Annotated in this window: 18 protein-coding genes; 11 read left to right on the top strand and 7 right to left on the bottom strand. The window is 44.1% G+C overall.

The genetic code is table 11. The features are described 5' to 3' along the window. A partial coding sequence (locus tag Q4561_RS15540) for an Ig-like domain-containing protein (RefSeq protein WP_303461816.1) occupies window positions 1-7,014 on the bottom strand: 7,014 nt, incomplete at its 3' end. A 251-nt stretch (window positions 7,015-7,265) separates the two neighbouring features. On the opposite strand from Q4561_RS15540, the gene Q4561_RS15535 reads away from it, so the two are divergent. From Q4561_RS15535 to Q4561_RS15520, 4 genes are read left to right on the top strand one after another with little or no spacing between them, the layout of a single operon-like run. Beyond that, on the top strand, window positions 7,266-9,203 hold the full coding sequence (locus Q4561_RS15535; protein ID WP_303461814.1) for a TolC family outer membrane protein: 1,938 nt from the start codon (window positions 7,266-7,268) through the stop codon (window positions 9,201-9,203). Window positions 9,204-9,226: 23 nt separating this feature from the next. Then, window positions 9,227-11,389 carry a type I secretion system permease/ATPase gene (locus tag Q4561_RS15530; protein ID WP_303461812.1) on the top strand — a complete coding sequence of 721 codons (2,163 nt, stop codon included), beginning with the start codon at window positions 9,227-9,229 and terminating at the stop codon, window positions 11,387-11,389. Further along, a complete protein-coding gene (locus Q4561_RS15525) occupies window positions 11,386-12,750 on the top strand; it encodes an HlyD family type I secretion periplasmic adaptor subunit (protein WP_303461810.1) in 1,365 nt (454 codons plus the stop codon). Before Q4561_RS15530 ends, Q4561_RS15525 begins: the two co-directional genes overlap by 4 nt. After that, a complete protein-coding gene (locus Q4561_RS15520) occupies window positions 12,751-13,350 on the top strand; it encodes a helix-turn-helix transcriptional regulator (protein WP_303461808.1) in 600 nt (199 codons plus the stop codon). It begins immediately after the preceding gene. On the opposite strand, the gene Q4561_RS15515 is transcribed toward Q4561_RS15520, so the two are convergent. The 3 genes from Q4561_RS15515 to Q4561_RS15505 all read right to left on the bottom strand — a co-directional run bounded on the left by Q4561_RS15515 (window position 13,325) and on the right by Q4561_RS15505 (window position 17,251). Beyond that, window positions 13,325-15,262: a LapD/MoxY N-terminal periplasmic domain-containing protein gene (locus Q4561_RS15515; protein WP_303461805.1), complete on the bottom strand. Its 1,938-nt coding sequence runs from the start codon at window positions 15,260-15,262 to the stop codon at window positions 13,325-13,327. The genes Q4561_RS15520 and Q4561_RS15515 overlap by 26 nt on opposite strands. Before the next feature lie 7 nt (window positions 15,263-15,269). After that, window positions 15,270-15,884, bottom strand: a complete 615-nt coding sequence (locus tag Q4561_RS15510; protein WP_303461803.1) for a transglutaminase-like cysteine peptidase — start codon at window positions 15,882-15,884, stop codon at window positions 15,270-15,272. Window positions 15,885-16,093: 209 nt separating this feature from the next. After that, window positions 16,094-17,251, bottom strand: a complete 1,158-nt coding sequence (locus tag Q4561_RS15505) for a flagellar assembly protein T N-terminal domain-containing protein (RefSeq protein ID WP_303461801.1) — start codon at window positions 17,249-17,251, stop codon at window positions 16,094-16,096. A 237-nt stretch (window positions 17,252-17,488) separates the two neighbouring features. On the opposite strand from Q4561_RS15505, the gene Q4561_RS15500 reads away from it, so the two are divergent. Beyond that, window positions 17,489-17,980: an LPP20 family lipoprotein gene (locus tag Q4561_RS15500; protein ID WP_303461799.1), complete on the top strand. Its 492-nt coding sequence runs from the start codon at window positions 17,489-17,491 to the stop codon at window positions 17,978-17,980. A gap of 236 nt (window positions 17,981-18,216) precedes the next feature. Here the strand turns inward: Q4561_RS15500 and flgN are convergent, their stop codons facing one another. The 3 genes from flgN to flgA all read right to left on the bottom strand — a co-directional run bounded on the left by flgN (window position 18,217) and on the right by flgA (window position 19,811). Then, window positions 18,217-18,645 carry a flagellar export chaperone FlgN gene (flgN, locus tag Q4561_RS15495; RefSeq protein WP_303461798.1) on the bottom strand — a complete coding sequence of 143 codons (429 nt, stop codon included), beginning with the start codon at window positions 18,643-18,645 and terminating at the stop codon, window positions 18,217-18,219. A gap of 10 nt (window positions 18,646-18,655) precedes the next feature. Beyond that, on the bottom strand, window positions 18,656-18,988 hold the full coding sequence (flgM, locus tag Q4561_RS15490) for a flagellar biosynthesis anti-sigma factor FlgM (RefSeq protein ID WP_303461797.1): 333 nt from the start codon (window positions 18,986-18,988) through the stop codon (window positions 18,656-18,658). Between the two features lie 103 nt (window positions 18,989-19,091). Further along, complete coding sequence (gene flgA, locus Q4561_RS15485) at window positions 19,092-19,811, bottom strand: flagellar basal body P-ring formation chaperone FlgA (RefSeq protein ID WP_303461795.1); 720 nt, start codon at window positions 19,809-19,811, stop codon at window positions 19,092-19,094. Between the two features lie 206 nt (window positions 19,812-20,017). On the opposite strand from flgA, the gene Q4561_RS15480 reads away from it, so the two are divergent. The 6 genes from Q4561_RS15480 (at window position 20,018) to flgE (ending at window position 24,948) form a co-directional block, all read left to right on the top strand. After that, entirely contained in the window at window positions 20,018-20,947 is a 930-nt protein-coding gene (locus Q4561_RS15480; protein WP_303461794.1) for a chemotaxis protein CheV, read from the top strand. A 14-nt stretch (window positions 20,948-20,961) separates the two neighbouring features. Continuing rightward, window positions 20,962-21,792, top strand: coding sequence for a protein-glutamate O-methyltransferase CheR (locus Q4561_RS15475; RefSeq protein ID WP_303461792.1), 831 nt, complete (start codon window positions 20,962-20,964; stop codon window positions 21,790-21,792). 187 nt (window positions 21,793-21,979) lie between these two features. Beyond that, window positions 21,980-22,411, top strand: coding sequence for a flagellar basal body rod protein FlgB (gene flgB / locus Q4561_RS15470; RefSeq protein ID WP_303461790.1), 432 nt, complete (start codon window positions 21,980-21,982; stop codon window positions 22,409-22,411). 2 nt (window positions 22,412-22,413) lie between these two features. Further along, entirely contained in the window at window positions 22,414-22,836 is a 423-nt protein-coding gene (gene flgC / locus Q4561_RS15465; RefSeq protein ID WP_303461788.1) for a flagellar basal body rod protein FlgC, read from the top strand. 31 nt (window positions 22,837-22,867) lie between these two features. Next, window positions 22,868-23,557: a flagellar hook assembly protein FlgD gene (gene flgD, locus Q4561_RS15460; RefSeq protein ID WP_303461786.1), complete on the top strand. Its 690-nt coding sequence runs from the start codon at window positions 22,868-22,870 to the stop codon at window positions 23,555-23,557. A gap of 14 nt (window positions 23,558-23,571) precedes the next feature. Beyond that, window positions 23,572-24,948, top strand: coding sequence for a flagellar hook protein FlgE (flgE, locus tag Q4561_RS15455; protein ID WP_303461785.1), 1,377 nt, complete (start codon window positions 23,572-23,574; stop codon window positions 24,946-24,948). Window positions 24,949-25,011 lie beyond the last annotated feature (63 nt).

Raw genomic sequence — 25,011 nt, 5'->3', positions numbered from 1 at the left:
TGGGTCGTTTACCGTGCCTGTTAATTCAGGGGTAGTGTCATTCGTGGTGACATCATTAATAGTTACCACAGGCGCTGCGGCATCGACGGTATCTGCAGTTGGCGCACTTTCATTACCCGCTTCATCGGTGGCAGTGGCCGTCACCTCAACACCATCGGCTAACGGGGTATCAGGTGTCACACTCCAGTTGCCAGCGCCATCGGCAGTCACCGTGTAATCGGGTGTGCCGTCACCGTCTATATCAATACTAACTAACGCACCGGCTTCGGCAGTACCGGTGATCTCGGTGCCGTTGCCAGCATTCACCACTGGTGCAGTAGGTGCGCTAGTATCAATGGTGCCACCGGTTTCTGTATCTGCTGCACTGTTGCCGGCATTATCAGTGGCGGTAGCGGTAACGCTGTAGTCACCTTCTGCTAATGGAGTTAGTACATCCGTAATAAAGTTACCGCTATCATCTACCAAAGCGTTAATGGTTTGGCTATCACCATTGCTATCGGTCACGGTAATGACTACCACAGCACCTTCTGGCAAGTTGGTATTACCAGAAATAGTAGGGGTTGTATCGTTGTCTGTTGATAGAGGGTTAAGGTTTACAGTTGGCGCTTGCGAATCAACACTACCGCCAGCTGCAGTTTCAATAGCCTGATTTCCATTAGTATCAGACACGGTGGCAGTTACCGTGTAATCACCTTCAGCTAGCACATTTGGCACATCAGCTTCAAAGCTCCCGTCACCTTGAACGCTAGCTTGGAATGTCTGGGAATTCCCAGCAGAATCAACCACGGTAATAGTAATTAAAGAACCCGCTTCTACATCAGTGTTACCCGATATGGTTGGAGTAGTATCGGTTGTTAGAGCTTGTGGGTCTAACGTAAGTTCAGGTGCCGTTGCGTCTACGGTTCCTGTCGTATCTGCAGTTTCGCTATTGCCATTTGCATCTGTTGCGCTCGCTTCAACGGTGTAGTCGCCGTCGGCTAACTCAGTGGGCACATCAACATTAAAATTGCCGTCAGAATCAACAAGTACATTAATCGTTTGTACGTTATCTGCACTATCAGTGACTTGCAGTGATACTAAACTACCTTCTGGAAGGTCTGTACTGCCTGAAATCGTAGGTGTGGTATCGTTTGTGCTGCCTAAATTATTTAAATTAAGTGTGGGTGGGGTGGTATCCACCACGCCGCCAGTCTCGGTCACGCTAGCAGTATTACCTTGCGGGTCGGTTGCGTTAACGGTAACCGAGTAATCCCCATCGGGTAACGAATCTGGAACTTCAGCACTAAAGTTACCTTGCGCGTCGACATCAGCAGTAAATGTTTGTGTATTGCCCGCATTATCGACAACGGAAATAGTTACCGTACTTCCTTCGGGTAAACTTGTAGCACCCGAAATAACAGGCGAGTTATCGTTGCTTTCAGTGAGAGGGTTTAAGCTGAGCGCAGGCGCATTGGTGTCTATACTGCCATTTTCAGTTGCGCTAGCCTGGTTACCTGCTTCATCTTGAGCGGTAGCCGTTACTGAATAATCCCCTTCAGCCAGGGCTTCAGGAGCATCAATAGAAAAACTGCCATCAGCATTAACAAGGGCGTTTATTGTTTGTATATCGCCAGCGCTGTCTGTGACTGTTAATGTAATTATACTGCCTTGAGGTAAATCACTGGTGCCAGAAAGTGTTGGCGTCGCATCATTGCCAGTACCTTGTTCATCAAGGGTAATTTGTGGCGCAGTCGTATCCACGGTTCCGCCACTTTCGGTAGTACTTGCTGTATTGCCACTAGTGTCGGTAGCGGTAGCTGTAACACTGTAATCACCTTCTGCAAGTGGCGACGGGACTTCAGCATTAAACCCACCGTTCTCATCCACGCTCACTTCTATTGTTTGTTGGTTTCCTAACCCATCAGTTATTACCAAGGTAACCGTACTACCTTCTGGTAAATCTGAGGTTCCACTAATAGCCGGGGTGCTGTCATTATCGTTGCTAAGTGGGTCAAGGCTTAATGTGGGGGCGGCGGTATCTATTGTACCGTCTGTTGAGGCTGTATCCTGATTGCCTGCATCATCGCTTATGGTAGCAGTCACCGTGTATTCACCATCAGCAAGTTCGACTGGTACCTCTGCAGAAAATGCCCCATTTTCATCAACGGTTGCGGTGAATGATTGTGTATCGCCTTCGCTATCTGTCACCGATATCGCCACTGTGCTACCTGGCGCTTGATCTGTTGTGCCAAAAATAGTCGGAGAGGCGTCGTTAGTGCTTCCTTGGGTTTCTAAATTTACTCGCGGTGACGTTATATCTATATTGCCGCCAGTTTCAGATGCGGTAGCGGTGTTACCACTAGAATCTGTTGCTGTAGCAGTTACGTCATAGTCACCTTCAGCAAGAGGAGAAGGTACATCAGTGCTAAAGTTTCCATTTGCATCAACGGCTGCGGTGAATGTCTGTGAATTGCCTAATGCATCAGTCACAGTGAGAGTCACTGTGCTACCAGCAGGTAAGTCTGTGTTACCAGAAATGGTGGGAGTGGTATCGTTGTCGTTACCTAATGTGTTTAACGCTAGTGACGGTGCACTCGTATCAACTGTGCCCGTTTCAGTTGCCGTTGAACTGTTTCCAGCACTGTCGGTTGCCGTTGCTTCAATGGTGAACTCACCATCAAGTAATTCAGAAGGTACGTCGGCTGCGAAGGTTCCATCGGTGTCTACAACTGCTGTAAAAGTTTGTATATTGCCAGCACTATCAGTTGCGGTAAGGGTGACTTCGCTACCAGCGGGTAAATCGGTAGCACCAGAAACAGTTGGCGTCGTATCATTTCCCGTACCCGTTGGGTTTAACGTAATAGTGGGGGCTTGTGTATCAACCACGCCACCGGTTTCAGTTACGGTAGTTGTATTTCCTGCATCGTCAGTTACAGACGCTTCAACCGAAAACTCACCTTCTGTTAAAGCAGTACTGGTCTCTACACTGAAATTCCCGTCTTCATCAACAGTTGCCGTGATGGTTTGTTCATTGCCGGCACTGTCTGTCACGATTAACGTAACCGTTGATCCTGGTGCTTGGTCAGTACTTCCTGATACTAATGGGGTGCCGTCATTGCTTGTGCTTAGTGGGTCAATCGTTAATGAAGGTTGGGTAGTATCTACATTTCCGCTCGTATCAGTAGTGGTTGTGGTGTTTCCAGCCTCGTCAGTAGCACCCACAGAAACGGTATACTCACCTTCGGGTAATGCATCGGTCAGATCAGCGGTGAAGTTACCGTTTTCGTCCACTACTGTATTTATGTTTTGCTCATTACCTTCGCTATCAGTCACTGTGATGGTGACTTCGCTGCCTTCAGGCAAATCACTACTTCCCGAAATAATAGGAGATGTATTATTGGTGTCTGCTTGAGGATCAATGGTAATAACGGGGGGCGTAGTATCAATTACCGTGGTAGAAGTTGTTGTTGAACTATTGCCGTCACTATCAGTTACGGTTATATCAACGGTGTATTCACCATCATCAATGCCTTCCGGCAAGTCGACAGTGAAGTTACCATTTTCGTCAGTGCTGCCTGAAACGGTTTGACTGTTTCCGGCGCCGTCGGTGATGACGACAGCTACATCTGAGTTTGGTGTGTCTGAACTGCCCGATACCCCCTGACTGCCATTGGTTAATGTGTTTGGTTCGGTAATGACGTTGGGGCCATTTGCATTGATAGCCGCATTGACTGAGGTAGAAGATGTATTTCCAGCATTGTCTGTTACGGTTGCGTTTACGGTAACATCTCCGTCAGCTATTGCTGCCGGTACTTCTGCGCTGAAGCTACCATCTTCTTGCACAATCGCAGTGATTATTTGGGTGCTACCGTCACTAAGAACAATCTCAAGAGTGACTTCAGAGCCTGCGTCAGCATCCGAATTACCACTAATCACGGGAATGTCATCGTTAGTGGTACTAATAGCATCTAGAGAAATGACAGGGGCGGTAGTATTCACCTCGCCGGTCACGGTGGATGTTGAGCTATTACCGTCAGGTGTGGTTACAGTAACATCGACGGTAAACTCTCCCTCACTTAACTCATCGGTAACATCGTCGCTGAAACTACCATCAGCGCCTACGGTAGTCGTGATCGTTTGTTCATTACCCTCACTGTCAGTAACCACAATCACCACTTCACTGCCTTCGGGAGCATTGGTATCGCCAGTTATCGTTGGCGTGGTCTGATTGGTGGGATCGGGTTGATCAACAACGATGGCAGGACTCGTGGCGTTGTACTCTCCCGAGGTAGTTGTTTCAGTTGTATTACCTAGTTCATCAGCAATAGACGCTGAAACCTCAAATGTACCTTCAGCTAGTTCGTCCGGCATTTCCACACTGAATGTGCCGTTTGCTTCAACCACAGTGGTGAAAGTCTGTGTATTGCCAGCGCTGTCGGTCACTGTAAAAGTAATACTTGTACCTAGTAACGCATTAGTTAAACCCGAAAGTGTAGGGGTAGGATCGCCATTAACACCTGGGTTGTCTAGCGTTATTGTTGGCCCTGTAACATCGATTTCAGCACTGAATGAATCGGTCGCCGTATTCCCAGCAGTGTCGGTAACAGATGCTTCAACGGTGTAATTACCTTCTGCTAATTCAGCAGGTATATCGAGAGTAAACGTACCGTCAGCTTGCACAGTAGTCGTTAAGGTTTGAACATTACCTGCACTGTCCGTTACGGTTAATGTAACCGTAGAGCCTGGAGCGGCATCACTGGTGCCTGATAGTGTTGGGGTAGTGTCGTTACCGGCATCTTGCGCTTCTAACGAAATGTTAGGTGCCGTGGTATCAATTTCACCTGTGTTGGTATCAGTCGCAGTATTGCCCGCGGCATCGGTAACAGATGCTTCAACGGTGTAATCACCTTCTGCTAATTCAGCAGGTACATCGATGGTAAACGTACCGTCAGCTTGCACAGTAGTCGTTAAGGTTTGAACATTACCTGCACTGTCCGTAACGGTTAACGTAACTGTTGAACCTGCCGTCGCATCACTGGTGCCTGACAGAGTTGGGGTAGTGTTGTTACCGGTATCTTGCGCATCTAACGAAATGTTAGGTGCCGTGGTATCAATTTCACCTGTGTTGGTATCAGTCGCAGTATTGCCCGCGGCATCGGTAACAGATGCTTCAACGGTGTAATCTCCTTCTGCTAATTCAGCAGGTACATCGATGGTAAACGTACCGTCAGCTTGCACAGTAGTCGTTAAGGTTTGAACATTACCTGCACTGTCCGTAACGGTTAACGTAACTGTAGAGCCTGGCGCGGCATCACTGGTACCTGATAGTGTTGGGGTAGTGTCGTTACCGGTACCTTGCGCATCTAAAAAAATATCAGGTGCCGTGGTATCAATTTCACCTGTATTAGTATCAGTCGCTGTATTGCCCGCGGCATCGGTAACAGATGCTTCAACGGTGTAATCACCTTCTGCTAGTTCAGCAGGTATATCGATGGTAAACGTACCGTCAGCTTGCACAGTAGTCGTTAAGGTTTGAACATTACCTGCACTGTCCGTAACGGTTAACGTAACCGTAGAGCCTGGCGCGGCATCACTGGTGCCTGATAGTGTTGGGGTAGTGTCGTTACCGGTACCTTGCGCATCTAACGAAATGTCAGGTGCAGTGGTATCAATTTCACCCGTGTTGGTATCAGTCGCAGTATTGCCCGCGGCATCGGTAACAGATGCTTCAACGGTGTAATCACCTTCTGCTAGTTCAGCAGGTACATCGATGGTAAACGTACCGTCAGCTTGTACAGTAGTGGTTAAGGTTTGAACATTACCGGCACTGTCCGTAACAGTTAACGTAACTGTTGAACCTGCCGTCGCATCACTGGTACCTGATAGTGTTGGGGTAGTGTCGTTACCGGTACCTTGCGCATCTAACGAAATGTCAGGTGCCGTGGTATCAATTTCACCTGTGTTAATATCAGTCGCAGTATTCCCAGCAGCGTCGGTAACAGATGCTTCAACGGTGTAATCACCTTCTGCTAGTTCAGCAGGTACATCAATAGTAAACGTACCGTCAGCTTGCACAGTAGTGGTTAAGGTTTGAACATTACCTGCACTGTCCGTTACGGTTAATGTAACCGTAGAGCCTGGCGCGGCATCACTGGTGCCTGATAGTGTTGGGGTAGTGTCGTTACCGGTACCTTGCGCATCTAACGAAATGTCAGGTGCAGTGGTATCAATTTCACCTGTATTAGTATCAGTCGCCGTATTCCCAGCAGCGTCGGTAACAGATGCTTCAACGGTGTAATCACCTTCTGCTAATTCAGCAGGTACATCGATGGTAAACGTACCGTCAGCTTGAACGGTGGTCGTTAAGGTTTGAACGTTACCGGCATTGTCCGTAACGGTTAACGTAACTGTTGAACCTGCCGTCGCGTCGGTGGTACCAGATAGTGTAGGTGTAGCATCATTATCTAAGGGCAATGCATCCAATGACAATTCAATATCAAAAGCTTCATCGCCACTGTCAGTAGATTGCTCAGATGTGAGAGTTTCGTTATCGTTAGTTTCCTGCTCATATTCGAAAGAGACTGGATCTACACTTTCGTTTACTCTGTCTACTCGAACAAAATTACTACCGCCTGCGGCGCCGCCACCGTCTAAACCAGTAGCCGTTGCTTCTAACGATTCTAAAATATCTTCATCGCCCGCGAGTACATCAAGAAAGTCTTGGTCAAGTTGTTGACCGTCACCAGTTTGGTCTAGCAGGGCATTAAGGTCTTCAACGCTGTCATCAAAAACTGCAAATTGGTCGTCACTGTTATCGTCAGTAAAATCTAGTTGCAAAGGGAATGTTACGGTTTGTCCAGAAGGTAGTTCTCTGACAACCCCGTCCACACTGACCAACACTGTACTACCATCGGGAATGTTCAGGCTATCGCCTTCTGATAAACGAACATTTTCACTCGCAGATGTTTGCTCGCCTGTTTCGAAACGTTCAATTACTGCTTCACCGTTAACTTCTAGAATAATTACGTCGGCCATGTTTAACCCTTTTTCACTATCACTGAAAATCTTAAGGCAAAGTTTAGTCGCTATTTCGAAATTGGTTACCGGACCGTAGTACGGGTGAGGATATACCTTCGTCGTATCTATAGGTCGAGCTTCTGGGTATTTACCCCTAATTTATTCATTTAAAGACAAAATTAGACTTTTGTTGCTTGGCAGGATTTCAAATTTACTACTAGGCTTTGTGCATGTTGTGAAATTCATCTGACGGTCTTTCAAGAATGGATGTGAGTAATGTAAGTATGAAGAAAATACTGACGGTTTGTTTACTTGGATTAGTGTCTTTATCGTTGTTTGCGCAAGAGTATTCACCCGGAATGGGTAGCGCTTCGCTGGAGCAATATGTTAGTAAAGCCATCAATTCAAACCCTGAAGTTCAGGCAAGTTGGCGGCAACTTAAAATTGCGATGGAAGATGTTGATATTGCAAAATCTGGCTATCGTCCTACGGTTGATGTGCTTGCAACAAGTGCGTATACCGATCGCAATTATGGGTTAGATCAAGAATACGCAGGTCATACCGCTGAAATTAGGTTGACTCAGCTACTCTACGATGGTTTTTTCACGTCCAGTGAGATCAGCAGATTTAAGCAAGCTCAGGTGGTTCGTTATTACGAACTATTGGGAGAGATAGAGCAGAAATCACTAGAGACCACTCAAGCTTATTTGGATGTTCAGCTTTACCGGGAGTTACTTTCTTTAGCCGAAAATAACTTAATTACTCATGTAGATGTATTTAAACAAATTGAAGAAAGCGTTATCGCGGGCGTAGGTAGACGCGCTGACTTAGAGCAAGTGAGTGGTCGCCTATCTTTATCAGAATCTAATGTACTCACTGAGTTGTCTAATTTACATGATGTAACAGCACGATTTTTGAGATTAGTGGGTGAAAAGCCGGCTGCAAACTTGACTGATGTTTCGCTCGCAAGTGCGATGCCACAGTCAGTAGAAATGGATATACAGTCAGTTTTATTGGCCGCATATGAGACAAGCCCCTCGTTTAACGCAACTATCTATAATATTGATGCGCAACGTTTTGCTATTGATAGCGCAAGAAGTCGCTATCAGCCCCAAATTGATTTAACCGCAAGTTACGGGGCGCAAACTCGAGATGAAGCAGCGCTTAATAACACTATTTCTGAGGCAAGTGTTGGGGTCAATTTTTCGTATAATATTTACAACGGCGGTGCAGATAGAGCAGCTATTAGGCAAGCATTATCTCAAGTTGATTTAGCCAAAGACTTAAGAGATAAAGCCTGTGTTGATATGCGCCAAACGATTCAAATTGCGCACAATGATATTTCCAACCTCACCGAACAAATTCCTTCATTAAATGCGCATCGATTGTCTTCCGACAGAGTGAAATCGGCGTACATGGATCAGTTTACTATTGGCGAGCGTTCTTTGCTCGACTTGCTAGATTCAGAAAATGAGTTTTACGAATCAAGTAGAGCTTATATTCAGGCAACCTTCACGTTAGAGAACGCAAGAGCCCGACTATTGGCTGCATCAGGTGTGCTGATTAAAGCACTAGGTGTAAGCCGTGAAGGAGTCGCTAGTGTGAGTGAACTCGCTGAAAAAGAGCTGGGTTACGATCCTAACCATATATGCCCGGCAGTTCGTACATCGTTAGATGACGCAAGTAACATTCTAAAAAGAGATTCTGACGCAGATGGCATCATTGATATTTGGGACGATTGTGTCAATTCAACCATTGGTGCCAAGGTTGATGATTTTGGGTGTGAGGCAAAAGCTCCTGATCCTCAAACCATGACGATGCCAGCGAATGCCGCTGATTACACGTTAGATGATGCAGATGTCATTACCTCTTTTAGTATCGATATCTCCTTTGCATCAAATTCGTCTAAAGTTTCAAAAGAGTATGCATCTTCGCTTAATAAAGTCATTGATGCACTTACCAGTAGCGATACTACAGGCGTGATTATTCACGGTCACGCTTCGCTAGACGGAGACGCTGCTTACAACCAACGTTTATCTGAGCGCAGAGCCAGTGCAGTAGCCGCTATGTTGATAGAAACTGCAGGCGTTGATAGCCGACGTATCACCTCTGTGGGTTACGGTGAAACCCGACCTATTGTTAATGAGGAATCACAATCCGCAAACGAACAAAACCGTCGAATTGAAGCGACGCTTATACAGCTCTGATAGGCTGGGAGTAGGGGAGATTAATGCCTGAGAGTCAGGGAAAACAAGGTGCTCTGTTTGATTTAGAAAATCAGGGCGGCGTGCTAATGGATTGCTTGATGATTATCTGTCAAGCGCACAATTTGTCGGTTTCTAGGGTGAGCCTACTGAGTGGCTTACCCCTTGATAACGGTGAGCTATCTCCTACCGGATTCGAACGGGCCGCGCAGCGAGCTGGCTTAGCAAGTCGTACTGCAAAACGAGACATGGCCCACATTAATGCCGCTTTGTTACCAGCAGTGTTAATTATGGAAGGTAAGCAAGCCTGTGTTTTACATGAATTAGGCGATGATATTGCGAAGGTATCCTACCCAGAATTAGACTCTGCAATCGTATCAACGGAACGGGAGCAGCTCGATGCTCAGTTTACGGGGTACGTTATATTTGCTCGGCCTATGTCTCAGACTGAGTCGCAGCCTGGGAAAGTGGAAAAAAACTCCGTAGGGCATTGGCTATGGTCATCGGTTAAGTCGGCCTATGACTTGTATCGCGACGTGTTACTTGCGTCAGTATTCATCAGTTTATTATCTATCGCGTTACCTTTGTTTGTGATGAATGTGTATGACCGTGTGGTGCCTAATGCAGCCATGGAAACCTTGTGGGCATTAGCCATTGGGGTACTTTTAGTTCTCGCTGCGGATTTTCTGCTACGGGTGCTTCGGCAGTATTTTGTAGAACTTGCCGCGAGTCGTTTAGATGTGACTATGTCGGCTAAAATTATGGAAAAAGTACTCTCTATTGATTTAGTTAATAAGCCCGCCAAGAGTGGTGCTTTTATTAATAGCTTGCAGTCCTTTGAAAGCATACGACATTTCTTTGGTTCACTGACCTTAGTGGCGTTGGTGGATTTACCTTTCGGTTTACTCTTTGTGTTTATCATCGCCATGATAGACATCTACTTAGTTATTCCAATTTTACTAGGTACTGTACTTCTGTTCCTTTATGCCCTGAAAGCGCAGCGGGTGATGCGCTCATTGTCTGAAGAATCGATGGAGATTAGTTCTCGCAAAAGCTCGCTAGTCACAGAAAGTGTCACTGCCCTTGAAGATCTAAAAGCGTTTGGTTATCAAAGCCGAACGCAGAGTGCGTGGGAAAAGCAGACCATATTTTTAGCCAAAGTGAATGCTAAATTACGCTTAATATCTATGTCGGTTAATAACTCGGCATTATGGATTCAACAATCGGTGGGTGTGGTGATCATTCTGACAGGGGTATACCTCATTATTGAAGGGAGTATTACTCAAGGTGGGTTAATTGCGGCCTATTTACTGTCGAGTAGAGCCATGGGGCCGGTTTCCCAAGCTGCGGCCTTGTTAGCCCAATACCATCAAGCAGAAGCCGCAAAAAGCGCGTTAGATGAAATTATGTCTCTTCCTTCTGAAGGGGGAAGCGGCCAGCAAATAAAAAGCGCCTGTCATCTCAACGGAAATATTCAGGTTAAGCAACTTTGTTTCCGCTACCCAAATGAAAATGTTTTAGCGCTAAAAGACATTAATCTTACGATTAAACAAGGAGAGCACGTTGCCATCCTTGGGAAAAACGGTTGTGGTAAATCTACCCTTAACCGACTGCTGATGGGTTTTTATAAAGCAGAGTCGGGGCAAGTTCTATTAGATGAAATTGATATGAAGCAATACGACCCAGTATTACTTAGGCAAAACATAGGTTATGTACCACAAGATGTGCATCTTTTTTCAGGCACGTTAAGAGATAATATTTTACCTGCCCACTTCGGTGTTGATGACGAAAGACTCTGGGATGTGGCTAAGCGATGTGGCCTCGCTAAAATAGTTAATAATCATGGCAATGGCTTCGAGCAGCAAGTTGGAGAGGGTGGTAAACAGCTATCTGGAGGGCAGCGTCAAGCTGTGTCTATGGCAAGAGCATTAATTTACAACCCATCAATATTTATCATGGATGAACCTACTTCCGCTATGGATTCAGCCAATGAAGTCATGATGAAAGAAACCATTCGAGAGGCCATAAAAGGCAAAACGTTTATCCTTAATACACATCGTACAACGCTACTCGACTTAGTCGATAGAGTGATTGTAATTGAAAATGGCAAAGTGATAGCCGATGGCCGTAAAGAGGATGTACTTCCCCAGTTTAAATCAGTGCCCTCAAGGCAAGGGACGGCACAGTGATTATTAAAAGCAGCGACGACAATAGCATTTTACATAAGTTGGTTAGAGGTTGGTTAGCACCGCCTGCAGGCCACGACTGGGTACTTGAAGCTGAGTGGGCGAGAATTATGCAAACCCCCGCGAAAGCGAAAAGACTTCTATATAGCGTAGCCGGTGTTTTATTTATGATGCTGATCTGGGCGTACTTTGCTGAAATTGATGAAGTTGCCAAGGGAGAAGGTAAGGTTATTCCTTCGCAGCAATTACAAATACTACAATCCTATGATGGCGGTATTGTCCAAGAAATTTTGGCGCGAGAAGGCCAACAGGTTCAAAAAGGTGATGTATTGCTGCGGGTTGATCCCACACGGTTCATTTCTAGCTTAGAGGAAAACACAACTCAGTTCGCAGCCCTTGCCGCGAAGGTGCAGCGTTTGTCAGCCTTAACCCATAAAACCAACTTGAGCTTTTCACCTGAGTTAATAGAACAAGCCCCTAAAATAGTTGAAAACGAAAGAAAACTTTATACGTCCAACCTTGCTGAGTTGAATGAAGTAGCTGCAGGTTCAGATAGTCGTATTCAACAGCGCAAGCAAGATGTAGAAGAAGAAAGAGCTAACCTTTTTCAATACAAAAGTGTACTGACTTTGTCGCAGAAAGAATTGGCGGTAACTAGGCCCTTATTGGCATCTGGCGCAGTATCTGAAATAGAAATTTTACGATTAGAACGACAGATAGTGGAGCTCGAAGGAAATATTGCTATGTCTAAAGTGGCTATCGAGCGTGGGTTGTCTACGATTGAAGAAGAAGTTATTAGTAAAGAAGAAAGCAGGCTTAAATTAATCAATCGATGGAACCAAGAACTTACGGATGCGGTTGGTGAAATGGCCACATTGCAGCAATCTCAAACCACGTTGGAAGATGTAGTATCTCAAGCTGAATTAAAGTCGCCTATTAATGGCACGGTTCAGCGATTACTTATCAACACAGTAGGTGGTGTTATTACTCCCGGTAGTGCGGTTATCGAACTCATTCCCCAAGACGACCAGCTAATTGTAGAAGCCAAAGTGTCTCCAAAAGACATTGCGTTTATTCGCGGAGGCCAAAAAGCCATTCTAAAATTTAGCGCCTATGATTTCACTATTTATGGAGGGATGGATGCCGAAGTTAAGCATATTAGCGCGGATGCCATTACCAATGAAAAAGATGAAACTTATTTCTTAGTTCGTCTTGAAACGAAAAGAACCATTGCTGATACGCCTTTAGATATTAAGCCAGGCATGATTGTTCAGGTGGATATTTTGACCGGTAAGAAGACTGTGCTGAATTATCTTTTATCTCCGCTTTTCACCGTTACCTCATCTGCATTAAGGGAGCGATAGATGAAACATTATTTAATGGCTACATCTCAATCTTCTGTTGATTTCGACTCACAGGACTGGGTTGAGTTTTCTACGTTAGAAGATATCAACTGTACGAAAGAAGATAGTATTTGGGTATCGACCTTTCATAAAAACTGGCGTGATAATATTATCGCAGCTCGTAGCAAGTGCCCTAATATCGTGTTGTTAACCTATCAATACAACAGGCCAGAAATGCAAACAGCCTTGATGTTAGGGGCACGAGCATATTGCCATGCACTAGGCCAATATTCTTTGCTTAATTCAGTAAGCCGTGTTTTGAAAGAGGGGGGGATTTGGGTACCCAGTGAGCTTTATGCAAGCACAACGTCTGCGGTGGCGACTACGCTAAATTTAAAGGCAAAAACGCCAGAGATAGGCACGTTAACAGCGCGAGAAAAAGACGTGCTAACCGGTATCCTTGAAGGGTTAAGTAATAAAGAAATAGCAAGAAATCTTAAACTGACTGAACGAACAATTAAAGAGCATGTGGGCACTTTATTAAAAAAACTAAACGCTAAAGACAGAATAGGATTATTACTGTCTTTGGGGGAGTTTAGTCATTTAAAAGATGCTCTATAACTTCAATATTTGAGACTACGCCATCTATTCCTAATTCCACAAATAGATTTTGAGTACTATTTCCTTTCACGCCATCGGCGTATACCCGAATGCCGAAGGTGTGAGCAAGAGAACAAAAGCCCCTAATAAACGCATGATTCGCTGGATTATAGTTTATATCAGCCATGAAGGCTGAATCGATAACCACATAATCTAGTCCAAGTTCTTGTACGTTCATCAATTGAGAAAAAGACTCGCCAACCCGCTTTAGCCCAATACCGCAACCCTTGGCTTTCAGTGTTGTGCAAAAAAGCTCAAATTCTCGAGGGAAGCGAGCAGCGGTTGACTCTCTCACTTCAAAGTTAAGCTGAGAAGCAACATCTTCATTCATTTTGATTTGAAAATACAGCTGCGCCAAAATTTCTTGATTGAGGATAAACTGCTCTGAGCACAAAAAGGCAAATGTGGCGTTGGTTCCCGACTTTTTAATATAAGAAAAAAGATGAGAAATAGTCGCGAGCTCTAAAGAGGGTAGCAAACCTAGGTATCTTGCCCAGTGGGTATAATAACCACTTTTTCTTAAGTCGTTATCTATCTCAATTCCAGCCCAGCTTTGATAATGCACAAGCTGCCTATTGCTATCTAAAACTGGGAAATTAAATGTCTCTACCGCTTGGTTAGTAATGCCTTCGGTAAGCACTTTTTTCCAACGATTTTCTTCAACCAAGGAGATAGGGTTGTCTAGTGTACCTTCGATATAGGGCTCGCTCATCTTTCTATCAATGGCATCGTCTAACATAGTGTCTAAACGCATTAAGGTTGAGGCCACATTATCATCAGGGCGCAACCTTACTACAGATTGAAATAGTTTGGGGTCGCCTTGTTCAGACAACTCAGCTAAACATGCACCATGAATTGCTTCTGCTAATGAAACAATATCGTGAGTTTCAGTGAGCAAAATGCCAATCTCATTTTTTTGCATCCGTGCTACTCTGCAGTCCGTATAATGATGATGGTGCATAGCAAGGCATTCGTTAATGCTATCAGTGAATTGTATCAGCCTTTTTCTTCTACCTTCTGGGCCGTTGCGAAGGAATGCTTCTTTTCCTCCCACAACTCTTAATAAAAAGATGCAATTAACACCTTCGGTATCTCTAAATGCTAATTGGCCTTTTAAAATTGAAATGAAATAGTCTCGATTTGCGAGCCCTGATTCATCATCAAACTGGGTTTTGTGGCGCAGTATATCAAGGCGGGTGTTTTCATCATCCATAATTCGCTGAGAATTACTTGCGAGAAAATTCATTGCCCGCACCACACGTTTTAATTCAAGAGTTCTAGGTTCTTTGACTTGTATGAATTGCATCTGGCTAAATGATTCAGCTTGCTCTACTACTTGATCAAGGGGGCGCATAATCATTCGTAGAAACCAAGCGCCAATAAGGCCGGCAACTGTGCCAACAAGAGACAAGCCAAGTATTAATCGTAGTGTAGCTTTCCACATAGAGGCAACGGCAAATGTTGTGTCAGTTTCTACCGTTACCACACCAAATTGCCCCCAGCCTTCAGTAACCTGTGCTATCCCTGGAGCGACGTCAGGACTGAAAAGGGAGGCGAACCAAACAGGGGTTTTTTCATCTAACTGAACAGTATGAGTATGGCTAGAGACAATCTCGCCATTAGGTTTTTGCAGCATAATTGACGCATAGTGGCCAACGTCGAACTGAGACATGATAAACAAATCAAGGGTGTCAGTATCTTTCTCTAAGCTGCTCAACGTAAGGGCTAGCATGTTCGCGTTATCGATATTTTTCGAATAAAGTTGTTCTTCTACGTATCGCTTTGTAGTTGCACCGTGTATAGATACACTTCCTACGATGGCAACAAGAACAACGGCTATTATCGCTAGCCACAACTCTCTTGTTATTGACATAGACTCCTCAGGATTCTCTTTTTATTCCCTCTTTTTTCATGCGCTCAATAACATTGCGCCATCTTGATAGCCTACTGGTAGAAGCGGAAACTTGCTTGGTGGCGCCGGGGGACCAAATTCCTGAGTCATTAAAACTAAATACAGGGGTAAGGTCGGTTCGCTGTGAACCTGGCAATACGTTAGAGACTAAGCTGTCTAAGACCAAAGGATCTGAAGACGGATTTTCATAATACCCTAAAACCATATGTGCCTGTGTCACTCGGCTTCTACCAATTTTCGCTTTAACATAAATTAAGCGAAGTTTAGTGCTATCAATGCCTAAGTGTAGCAGAGCTACATATTTTGCAATGGCATAATCTTCGCAATCTCCACGAGAATGCCCGAAAAGCTCTGCGGGGGTCGCCCAATAGTCCTTTTGTTTGAATACAATGTCGTCTGTAGCGTACTGAATATGGTCATCAAAAAAGCGGTTTACGCCTTCAAGTTGCTCGGTAACTGGAAGATTGTTTAAGTGGCTTAGTGTTTCTTCTAACTGTCTGACATTGTTGGCTTTACTTTCCCCAAAACGAAGTTTTACTTGTTGTTCGAGTATGGAGAAGTCAATTGACAGATGATCCTTCACTTGCTGTCCTGCCAACATCAGAGCGAAAACTAAAAAGCAGTTGGACGCAAATATCGAAAGGGTCATGATTTATTTATTTTTTATTATACTAAAGTATAAGCACCTTATAGTCGGCACCTCTGAATTCATATATACAGATGTATACTATGGTATAGGTATAGCATGGCAGAATAGCTAAACCAAGTACTACGCTTAATATAAAAACTATTCTATCGCTTGATGACGAAGTCACTTTCTTGAATATTGGCGATTATTCCACTGCCTTTATGAATAATTTTAGCAGAGTTACCATAAGCATTTTCTACAACAAATTCCCCTGGATAAATATGGTACTGCAAATAAGCTTTCCCCTGCCTATCAACGATTTCGCTGGTTTGGTAAACAAAAAGTGTATCACCAGTTTGAATGCCATTATCACGACCTAACGACACAGAAAGGTGAGAACCTGTCACATCAAGTACGCGTCCTGTTAAAGGCTGACAAGCTATGGTTTCGCTAATGTCGGTGGTGAGTTGATGCATTTGCTTTTTAATTGCATCGCCGAATTCGCTTCGCCAAAATACAGCAGAAAACTCATCTACATCAGTAAACCTATCGAAAGGCCAGTCGGCTTCGGTGAGGTAATCTCGTTGCATCAATAGTCCGCTATTAATACCGTCAAACACTTTAATGCTGAGTGAAAAATAGCGAGTGGCCTTTTCTTCTTTCCAAAATGCGAGTGAAGAAGGGCGGTCTCTTTGTACACTTACATCACTAATACTGCCCACCAGAACAAACTGCGCATTTGATTTTTCTGAAAGTGCACGTACATTTTCTTCAAGCCCATTTATTCCCCAACGAGTAGTGTGAGGAGCTATAAAGGATAGGTTCAAATGTTGCGCCTGTGCAGACATTTCCGTAGCGAGTTTCCGAGTGACGGCTTCTGAAAAGTTAGGAATTTTTCCTTCAACCAGATGTTGCCTGTTTTCTACCATAAAGTAGCTAGTGGCAATATTCTTGTCGTAATCTACTGCGCTGCATTGTTTGGTGGCGGGAAAAATATCAGCGCGAACACTAACCGTTACATAGTTGCTGTGCCACACCTCATCGGTAAGTTCGAGATGATCAACTTCGCCTGAGCTGCTTATCGTGATGTCCTCACTTTCAAGCAAACCGTTTGTTAGTTGTTGAACACTGCTAATAGAGGCACCGGCAAACAGCAAGGCTTGTTTAAGGGCTTCTTCAGTGGCATCCCTTCGTGCTTTCTCTTTATTGCCATTTACGATAATAGCTTGGCCTTTTGCCTCATACCATGCGGCATGGCTTTGCCCTGATATTACGAAAGTAAGGCAAAACAGCGCCATTATTGAAGCGACGTTGAAGCTCATAGCTTGACGCCTTCTACTAATAGAATAAGTTACAGCTAAAAATGTATAAGCGATGATTTGTTTGCCTAGCACAGTCTTGTCCTATCATTGCAGTGCGATTACATGTGCATTGCGTCAGTGAATATATACCTGCTTCTTCGGTAAGTAAGCGAAATGAGTGCCAATGTTTCAAAATTTAAATTTAGGCGCAAAGATTGCTTACTCCTATAGCAGAAAGAATGAGAATGAGGTTTCTCTATGGTATTTTTAAGTAAATGGGTACGAGGGCGCACATGGGCCACAGCGGCTGTATTAGTGGGTTTTACCGGCCTTTCAGGATGCAGTTTGTTTGTCGATAAGCATGTAGAGTGGGAGACCGTTGAGCCAGAAAATTACCCTGTGCTTAGCGCAGTTGGCTATGCCCCTATCACATCGCAACGAGGCGAAAGTGAAACGGTAAAAACCTTAATGGCTATTAAAGCATCGAAGCTGGAAGCATATAGAGAGCTTGCAGAGCAGGTTTATGGTCAGCGCATTGAGGGTAATCAATCAGTGTCGAGCCTAGTGGTCGATAATGAAACCTTAAGGGCCTCGGTGGAAGGCGTAATTCGAGGGGCTAGGGTAATAAAGAGTTACCCAGTAGGTGAAGATACTTACGCAACAGAACTTGAGCTTGATATGCATCGCGTTTACGACATTTATTTGACGACGGCAAAGCCGCAACGAATTAAAGATATTAAGTATTACTAGTTAAAGTGCAATTTACTTACAGCTAGCTGCATATATAAAGAGGCATGTTTACAAATAGCCATAGATACAAATAGCTCGTATACAAATAGTAAAGATACAAAAAAGCGCGTATTAAACGCGCTTTTTTGTATTCGAATAATGATTGTTCTTGGTATTGCGGGGAAGGATTAGGTGTTACTTAAGCATTGAGTCAAAGACAAGTTTAAGCGCAGAACTTACATGCTTAAACACCTTAACTAGGCGCTAACGCCAGAACCCAATCGGCCTGCGTTTGGCTTACCTTTTTTATCGTAGGTTAATGACTCTTTAGCGCGTACTTCTAACATCAGATTTCGTAAGTGTGTGAGGCGAAGCTGTCCTTGCTCTACGGCTTTCTGATTAATTTGTGTTCTGTACTTGCAGTCGTCTAAAAGACTTTTCGCTTTGTCCATTAACCCTTGCTCATCCGCGCTGACAGCGTCGGCTGAGGTTTGGCGATAAAACCCTTCAACTTGTTGGTCTGTAGCCTGAATTAATTCTAATAATTCAGATTTTTCTTCTAACAAATTGATTAATGTTTCCGGATCTCTTGAACTGATTAAATGTAATTCTTTTTCAAGCAGTAAACCCAGACCCTCTAAATTAGCGACCTGTTGTGATAATGCTGAATGAAGATTACTAGTCATGAGAACCTATTTATTTTTGTCCAAAAATTTCGCCCTCAAGCTTCGCAATTTTATTCGCTAGCACTTCAGGGTTAACTTTATACTCACCACTTGAGATCGCTTTTTTCAAACGGTCAACCTTTTCCTGATTAACAGGCGCTTCAGAACCTTTTTTCTGTACTTGATTCAACTGCTGTGCAGACTGAGTCAAAGACACTGAATCTTGTCGTGGTGCCTGAGCAACAGATGCATTATTGGCAGTCGCTTGTTGCTGCTGTGCTTGCTGTGACTGATTCTGTTGCGAAATTTTCGTATTATCAACAGGTGTTTTAGGTAACCCATTGTTTACATTGTTAATTGCCATAATATTTCTCCACTACCTTTTCGCCTCTGTATAAGTTATCGGCACAAGCCTTCTTTTCTTTAGACTTTTATACAACGAAAACATAGTTTTTTAGCACTTAGAATTACAAGTGTACCACGACTTCTTGAGCACTGGCGACTTCTGCTATGACAGGCTTCTGACTGCTGGCATTGATTACTTTAATCGTATCCCCAATAACCCCGTCTTGCTGCGCTATACCAGATGTTTTTACTGCCATACCGCCAAGCGATGCGCGAATAGTAATTCTGTCGCCCTTACAAACAAAGCATAGCATATTTGATTGCACAGCTTGACCATCTACGATACGGCGCTTCATCCTAGCGCCAATTAACGCATCTACGTCAGTAAACGCGCTGTATCTAAGTCGCTTAATATCTACAGCGGCTAGCGTAAGATTAGATGCAGTTAGCACCGTGCCGGGGCTAACTGCCCCTGAGGTGACCACAATTTCTTTCGTTCGAGTTACCTGCGCACTGGTGAATAAATACCAATCATTATTGCCACAACTCACGCGCACCGAAATATAAGATTGAGTGAGCGACTCATCAGATGCGTGGTATTGGAACCCTGTAGGGCATTGTGGAATGTTTATTCTTTCATCTACATCAGCAATGGTAACGGCGATATCAGTATCATCATGTATATTCAGCACCGACATTAAGTATTTTTGAGCGCCTTTACCCACAGCATTATGCATCGTCTCAGCGTAGCTATGTGGGGCTAAAACCACCGCTATTAAAGAGATAAAAAGTGGCAGACGATTACCTGTAAACCAAGATTTAATAAATTTTGAATTTTTCATAGTCACTTTTCATGTTCAGTTACCAAGTTATTGTCTATGCTTAATAGATAAAATTGTTCGAGACAATAAGTTAGGTAATTCTGTAATTGTATCGTTCATGCAGCGAAACCGTCATTTTTCTGTCGTTTGACCTGCATACATTTAGTGATATTGTCTATTCTCTTTGATAAGGCAATGATCATGCCCAGTATTTAAAAAGGTGAGATATGTCGGGAATTTTAGATTCGGTTAATCAGCGTACCCAACTTGTTGGTCAGAACCGTCTTGAATTGTTGTTGTTCAGACTCAACGGCCGTCAGCGTTTCGGTATCAATGTTTTTAAAGTCCGTGAAGTACTCCAGTGTCCACCGCTTACTTCTATGCCTAAATTAAACTCATTAGTTCGTGGTATAGCGCATATTCGAGGGCAAACTATTTCTGTTATCGATTTGAGCATGGCTACGGGCGGCAAGCGCATCGAGGATTTATCGAGCGCTTTCATTGTTATTGCTGAATACAATCGTTCTGTACAAGGCTTTTTGGTTGGTGCTGTTGAGCGAATTATCAACACCAATTGGGATGCCATTATGCCTCCCCCAAAAGGCACAGGCCGTGCCAGCTACTTGACCGCGGTTACTGAAGTCGAAAATGAATTAATCGAAATTCTAGACGTTGAGAAGATCCTCAACGAAATATCGCCTCTTAATGCTGAGGTGAGTGCGGATGTTGCTGAAACGCTTTCGACAGAAGGTAAAGAAGACAAAATTATCTTCATTGCTGATGACTCTGCGGTGGCAAGAAACCAAGTCAAAAAAGCGCTAACCTCACTTGGGTTAGAAATTGAGCTGGCAAAGAATGGCTTAGAAGCGTTAAACCGCTTAAAGGAAATTGCTGAAGAGTACGGCGATATTACTAAGCGAATTGGGGTACTAGTGTCCGACATTGAAATGCCGGAAATGGACGGCTATACCTTAACAGCAGAAATTAAAAATACACCTGAACTACAAAAGCTTCATGTCGTACTACACACTTCATTGAGTGGGGTATTCAACCAAGCTATGGTTCAGAAAGTAGGCGCAGACGACTTTATTGCTAAATTTCACCCTGATGAACTCGCGACCGCTGTTCAGAAGTGGCTCATGACAGATTGTGAATAACGGAGCAAAAGGGGTTGGATAATAAAAATGTTTCGCCGGCAAGTTATGAAAAATTTCGGCATTTCCTCGAGAAACAGTGTGGGATTGTGCTTGGCGAAAACAAGCAATACCTTGTAAGAAGTCGCCTTGCATCATTGTTGTATAAGCATAATTATGACAATACAGATGCTTTAATTGATGTAGTAGTAAAGGGCTATGATCGTAGCCTTTTACAAAGTGTTATCGACGCAATGACCACCAACGAAACCTTATGGTTTAGGGATACTTACCCCTTTGAATTATTACTACGTGATTTACTTCCTCAGTTAGCAACCACAAACCGAAAGCTTAGAATTTGGAGTGCGGCGTGTTCATCCGGGCAAGAACCGTATTCTATTGCCATGTCGATATTGGAGTATCAAAAACAACGACCTGGCGTGTTAAGGCAAGGCGTTGAAATTGTTGCTACAGACCTGTCGTCAGAGATGCTTAATAAATGTAGCCAAGGTCTGTACGATGAGCTTTCCTTAGCTAGGGGGTTGTCACCTCAGCGGCGGGCTACGTTTTTTCAACAACATGAAAGCGGGCAAATGCAGGTCAAAGAAGAAGTGCGCAAAATGGTCTCGTTTAGAAGTTTAAACTTGTTAACCTCCTATGCAGCACTTGGCCGCTTCGACATCGTTTTTTGCCGCAATGTGCTGATTTATTTTTCGGCAGAGGTAAAACAAAAGATACTGCAACAAATTGCCGGACAACTGCAACCTGCCGGTGTCCTATTCCTTGGCGCGTCTGAATCTATCAGTGCGGCAAGCGATACATACGCTATGATTAAATGTAACCCTGGTTTGTACTACCAAAAAAAATAATCACCTAACTTATTGAAAATATTTGGTTAATTTTCATATCTCTTTTAACACGCTGTTGTTCCTTCATTTTTTATACCGCGCCAATCTTCAGATTGGCATCTGCCTTGCTAGTAATTCACTATAACAGCGAATACGTGGCATATGTTCCACACGTATTTTCGGAATTTCGCAGCTAGGAGTTTTCAATATGGCCATTAATCTCGACAAGTTAGTCGGGTTCCATCAGTCGGCGTTAGCAATTCGCACAGACAGAATGGAAGTCATTTCTGGAAACCTAGCAAACGCCAACACCCCTGGTTATAAAGCTAAAGACATCGACTTTAATAAAGCGATGGAATCGGCGATGAGCGCCCAAGAAGGGCAGCGTACATTAGGTGGTGGAAGTTTAGTGAGAACAAACGAAAAACACATGGGTGGCGATATGTCGTCGGTAGCATCTAATTTCGAATTGCAATACCGCATACCTACTCAACCTGACACCGGCGACGGCAATACGGTTGAAGTACAGTCGGAACGTAACCGCTTTCTCGATAATGGGTTACGTTACCAAGCCACCCTTGAGTTTATAAACGGTAAAGTTAAAGGTATGAAAAAAGCCCTTAGTTCTGGAGGCCAGTAATCATGAGCTTATTTAATGTGATGTCAATTTCTAGCACCGGTATGGAAGCTGAAAATGTTCGCTTAAACACCACCGCAAGTAACATCGCTAACGCCAACTCGGTTAGCAGCAGTTATGACGAAACTTACAGAGCAAGGCACCCTGTATTTGCCGCTGAACTGCAGCGTGCAATGGGTAATCAAACCCAAGGTGTGGGTGTTGAAGTGAAAGGAATTGTAGAAAGCGATGCGCCATTACAAGTGGAATATGCGCCACATAATCCGATGGCTGACGAAGAAGGCTACATCTATAAGCCTAACGTTAATATCGTTGAAGAGATGGCTAATATGATGTCAGCGTCAAAAGCCTATGAAACCAACGTTCAGGTTGCCGACACCACTAAACGGATATTCCGTCGGGTTCTGCAGTTAGGGCAAGGGCAATAAGTTGCCGCATAGGTAATGTGAGGAAAATACTGTGACCACAATTAACAACACCACTGGCCTGAACAACGAGCTTTATTGGCAGGAAGAGACTGTTCCGGTTGTCGATGGGACAGAGCAACAGCTTTCGCAAGAAGACTTTTTTGCCATGCTAACCGAGCAATTAGCAAATCAGGATCCTACTAAACCGGTAGATAACGACCAGATGGTTGCGCAAATGACCTCATTTACCATGGCTGATGGTATATCTCAGCTAAATGATAAATTCGAATCATTTGCCGCATCAATGACATCTAACCAAGCGTTACAAGCATCAAGTTTGATTGGGCAAAACGTATTGGTTCAGGGCAATGTCGGGCATATGGGCAGTGAAGCTGCAGGTGTCTCTGGGGTTGTGGTTAACGAGCAAAGTGTACAGAACATGACTATCACCGTTGAAAATCAATACGGTGAAGTAATTAAAACCATTGACGCTGGCACGCAAGCGGCCGGTAACATTCAATTTGAATGGGATGGTAAAGATACCCAAGGCAATGATATGCCAGCGGGCGACTACGTAATCAGTGCCACAGGCGAATTAAACGGTGAAGGCGTTCAATTGAATACTGCCATTAATCGTCATGTAGGAAGTGTTAGCTTGGCCGGCAGCGGCCAAGGCGTAATTTTAAATTTAGATGGCGAAGTCAGCATTAGTCTAGACGACGTTATTCAAATCGGCAGTTAGCAGGAGAGAAAAGCATGTCTTTTAATATTGCACTAAGTGGCGTAGCTGCCGCACAGAAAGATTTAGATGTAACCGCGAATAACATCGCAAACGTAAATACCGTTGGTTTTAAAGAGTCACGTGCTGAGTTCGGCGACGTGTATGCCACTTCATTATTGGCGGGAAGTAAAACCAAGGTGGGCGACGGTGTTTTGACACAAGACGTCGCTCAGCAGTTTTCTCAAGGTAGCTTACAGTTCACCAATACTGCACTTGATTTAGCCATTACTGGAAACGGTTTCTTTGCCACTGTTCCAGATGAAACCTCACGAGATTTTTCATTTACTCGAGCGGGTCAGTTTAAGCTAGATGACGACAACTACGTGGTTAATAGTAACGGTGATTTGTTACTTGGTTTCCCTGTAAACTCAGACTCTACCAGCTCTTCGGTAGCACTAAGTACCACTGAACCAGTTCAAATACCAGACTCATCAGGTTCGCCTGCGCAAACGTCAGAAGTTGACCTTCGAATGAATCTACCTGCTGGAGATGCAGGTCTAGATCCGGCCGCTTTTGACCCTGAAGATCCGTTAACGTACAACGCGGCGACATCTGTTACGGTTTATGATTCATTAGGCGATAGCCATATAATGACTTACTACTTCGTAAAAGACCAAGCAGCTGATAACGAATGGTATGTAGCAACGGCGGTAGACGACCAGCTTACTGATTTAGTGAATTCTGATGATTCAAATTCCGACCCTGGTACTGCTGTTAACTCGCTGGGAACCAACACGGGTAACGGTGTTAGTGCGGCAAAATTAGTGTTTTCTCAAGGCGGTGACTTTGTTGGTATTGAATCACCAGATGGCATTCAGACTACCGATTATAAGTTAACCACTGAAGCACTAGGTTCGGCGTTATCAAATGGTGCTGATGCTACTCAGCAAATCAGTATTGATTTTAACTTAGACCCTTCCAATGCCACTACCATTGAGCCTACGCAATACGCCTCAGCGTTTGAAGTGACTTCACTGGAACAAGATGGTTTGCCAGTAGGTCGATTAACAGGTATTGATATTGGCCCAGATGGTTTGGTTCGAGCCACGTTCTCAAACGGTACGTCAGAACCCATCGTGCGTGTGGCCTTAGTGAGATTCTCCAATGAGCAAGGCCTAACGCAGCAAAGCAGCACCGAGTGGAAAGAAAGTATTCTTTCAGGTGAAGCCTTAGCGGGTGAAGCGACTACTGGTACGTTTGGTGAAATTAATTCATCAGCACTTGAGCAAGCTAACGTTAACCTAACCACTGAGCTTATCGATATGATTATTGCACAGCGGAACTTCCAGGCTAACTCTCGAGCGCTTGAAGTGAATAACTCACTTAACCAGACTATCCTGAACATCCGATAACTTTCGATGCTTCACTAATAAAGCCGCAACCTTGTTGCGGTTTTTTTGTATCCACTTCTATTT

Source organism: Alteromonas sp. 1_MG-2023 (genome assembly GCF_030547075.1).
GTDB lineage: Bacteria > Pseudomonadota > Gammaproteobacteria > Enterobacterales > Alteromonadaceae > Alteromonas.
The sequence above is the reverse complement of the archived record's forward strand: the minus strand, read 5'-3'. Positions and strand labels throughout refer to the sequence as shown.

Coding starts and splice junctions, on each gene's coding strand:
- Q4561_RS15530 (WP_303461812.1), top strand. CDS start 9,227: ATGCCTGAGAGTCAGGGAAAACAAGGTGCTCTGTTTGATTTAGAAAAT.
- Q4561_RS15520 (WP_303461808.1), top strand. CDS start 12,751: ATGAAACATTATTTAATGGCTACATCTCAATCTTCTGTTGATTTCGAC.
- Q4561_RS15515 (WP_303461805.1), bottom strand. CDS start 15,262: ATGTCAATAACAAGAGAGTTGTGGCTAGCGATAATAGCCGTTGTTCTT.
- Q4561_RS15505 (WP_303461801.1), bottom strand. CDS start 17,251: ATGAGCTTCAACGTCGCTTCAATAATGGCGCTGTTTTGCCTTACTTTC.
- Q4561_RS15500 (WP_303461799.1), top strand. CDS start 17,489: ATGGTATTTTTAAGTAAATGGGTACGAGGGCGCACATGGGCCACAGCG.
- flgN (WP_303461798.1), bottom strand. CDS start 18,645: ATGACTAGTAATCTTCATTCAGCATTATCACAACAGGTCGCTAATTTA.
- flgM (WP_303461797.1), bottom strand. CDS start 18,988: ATGGCAATTAACAATGTAAACAATGGGTTACCTAAAACACCTGTTGAT.
- flgA (WP_303461795.1), bottom strand. CDS start 19,811: ATGAAAAATTCAAAATTTATTAAATCTTGGTTTACAGGTAATCGTCTG.
- Q4561_RS15480 (WP_303461794.1), top strand. CDS start 20,018: ATGTCGGGAATTTTAGATTCGGTTAATCAGCGTACCCAACTTGTTGGT.
- flgB (WP_303461790.1), top strand. CDS start 21,980: ATGGCCATTAATCTCGACAAGTTAGTCGGGTTCCATCAGTCGGCGTTA.
- flgC (WP_303461788.1), top strand. CDS start 22,414: ATGAGCTTATTTAATGTGATGTCAATTTCTAGCACCGGTATGGAAGCT.
- flgE (WP_303461785.1), top strand. CDS start 23,572: ATGTCTTTTAATATTGCACTAAGTGGCGTAGCTGCCGCACAGAAAGAT.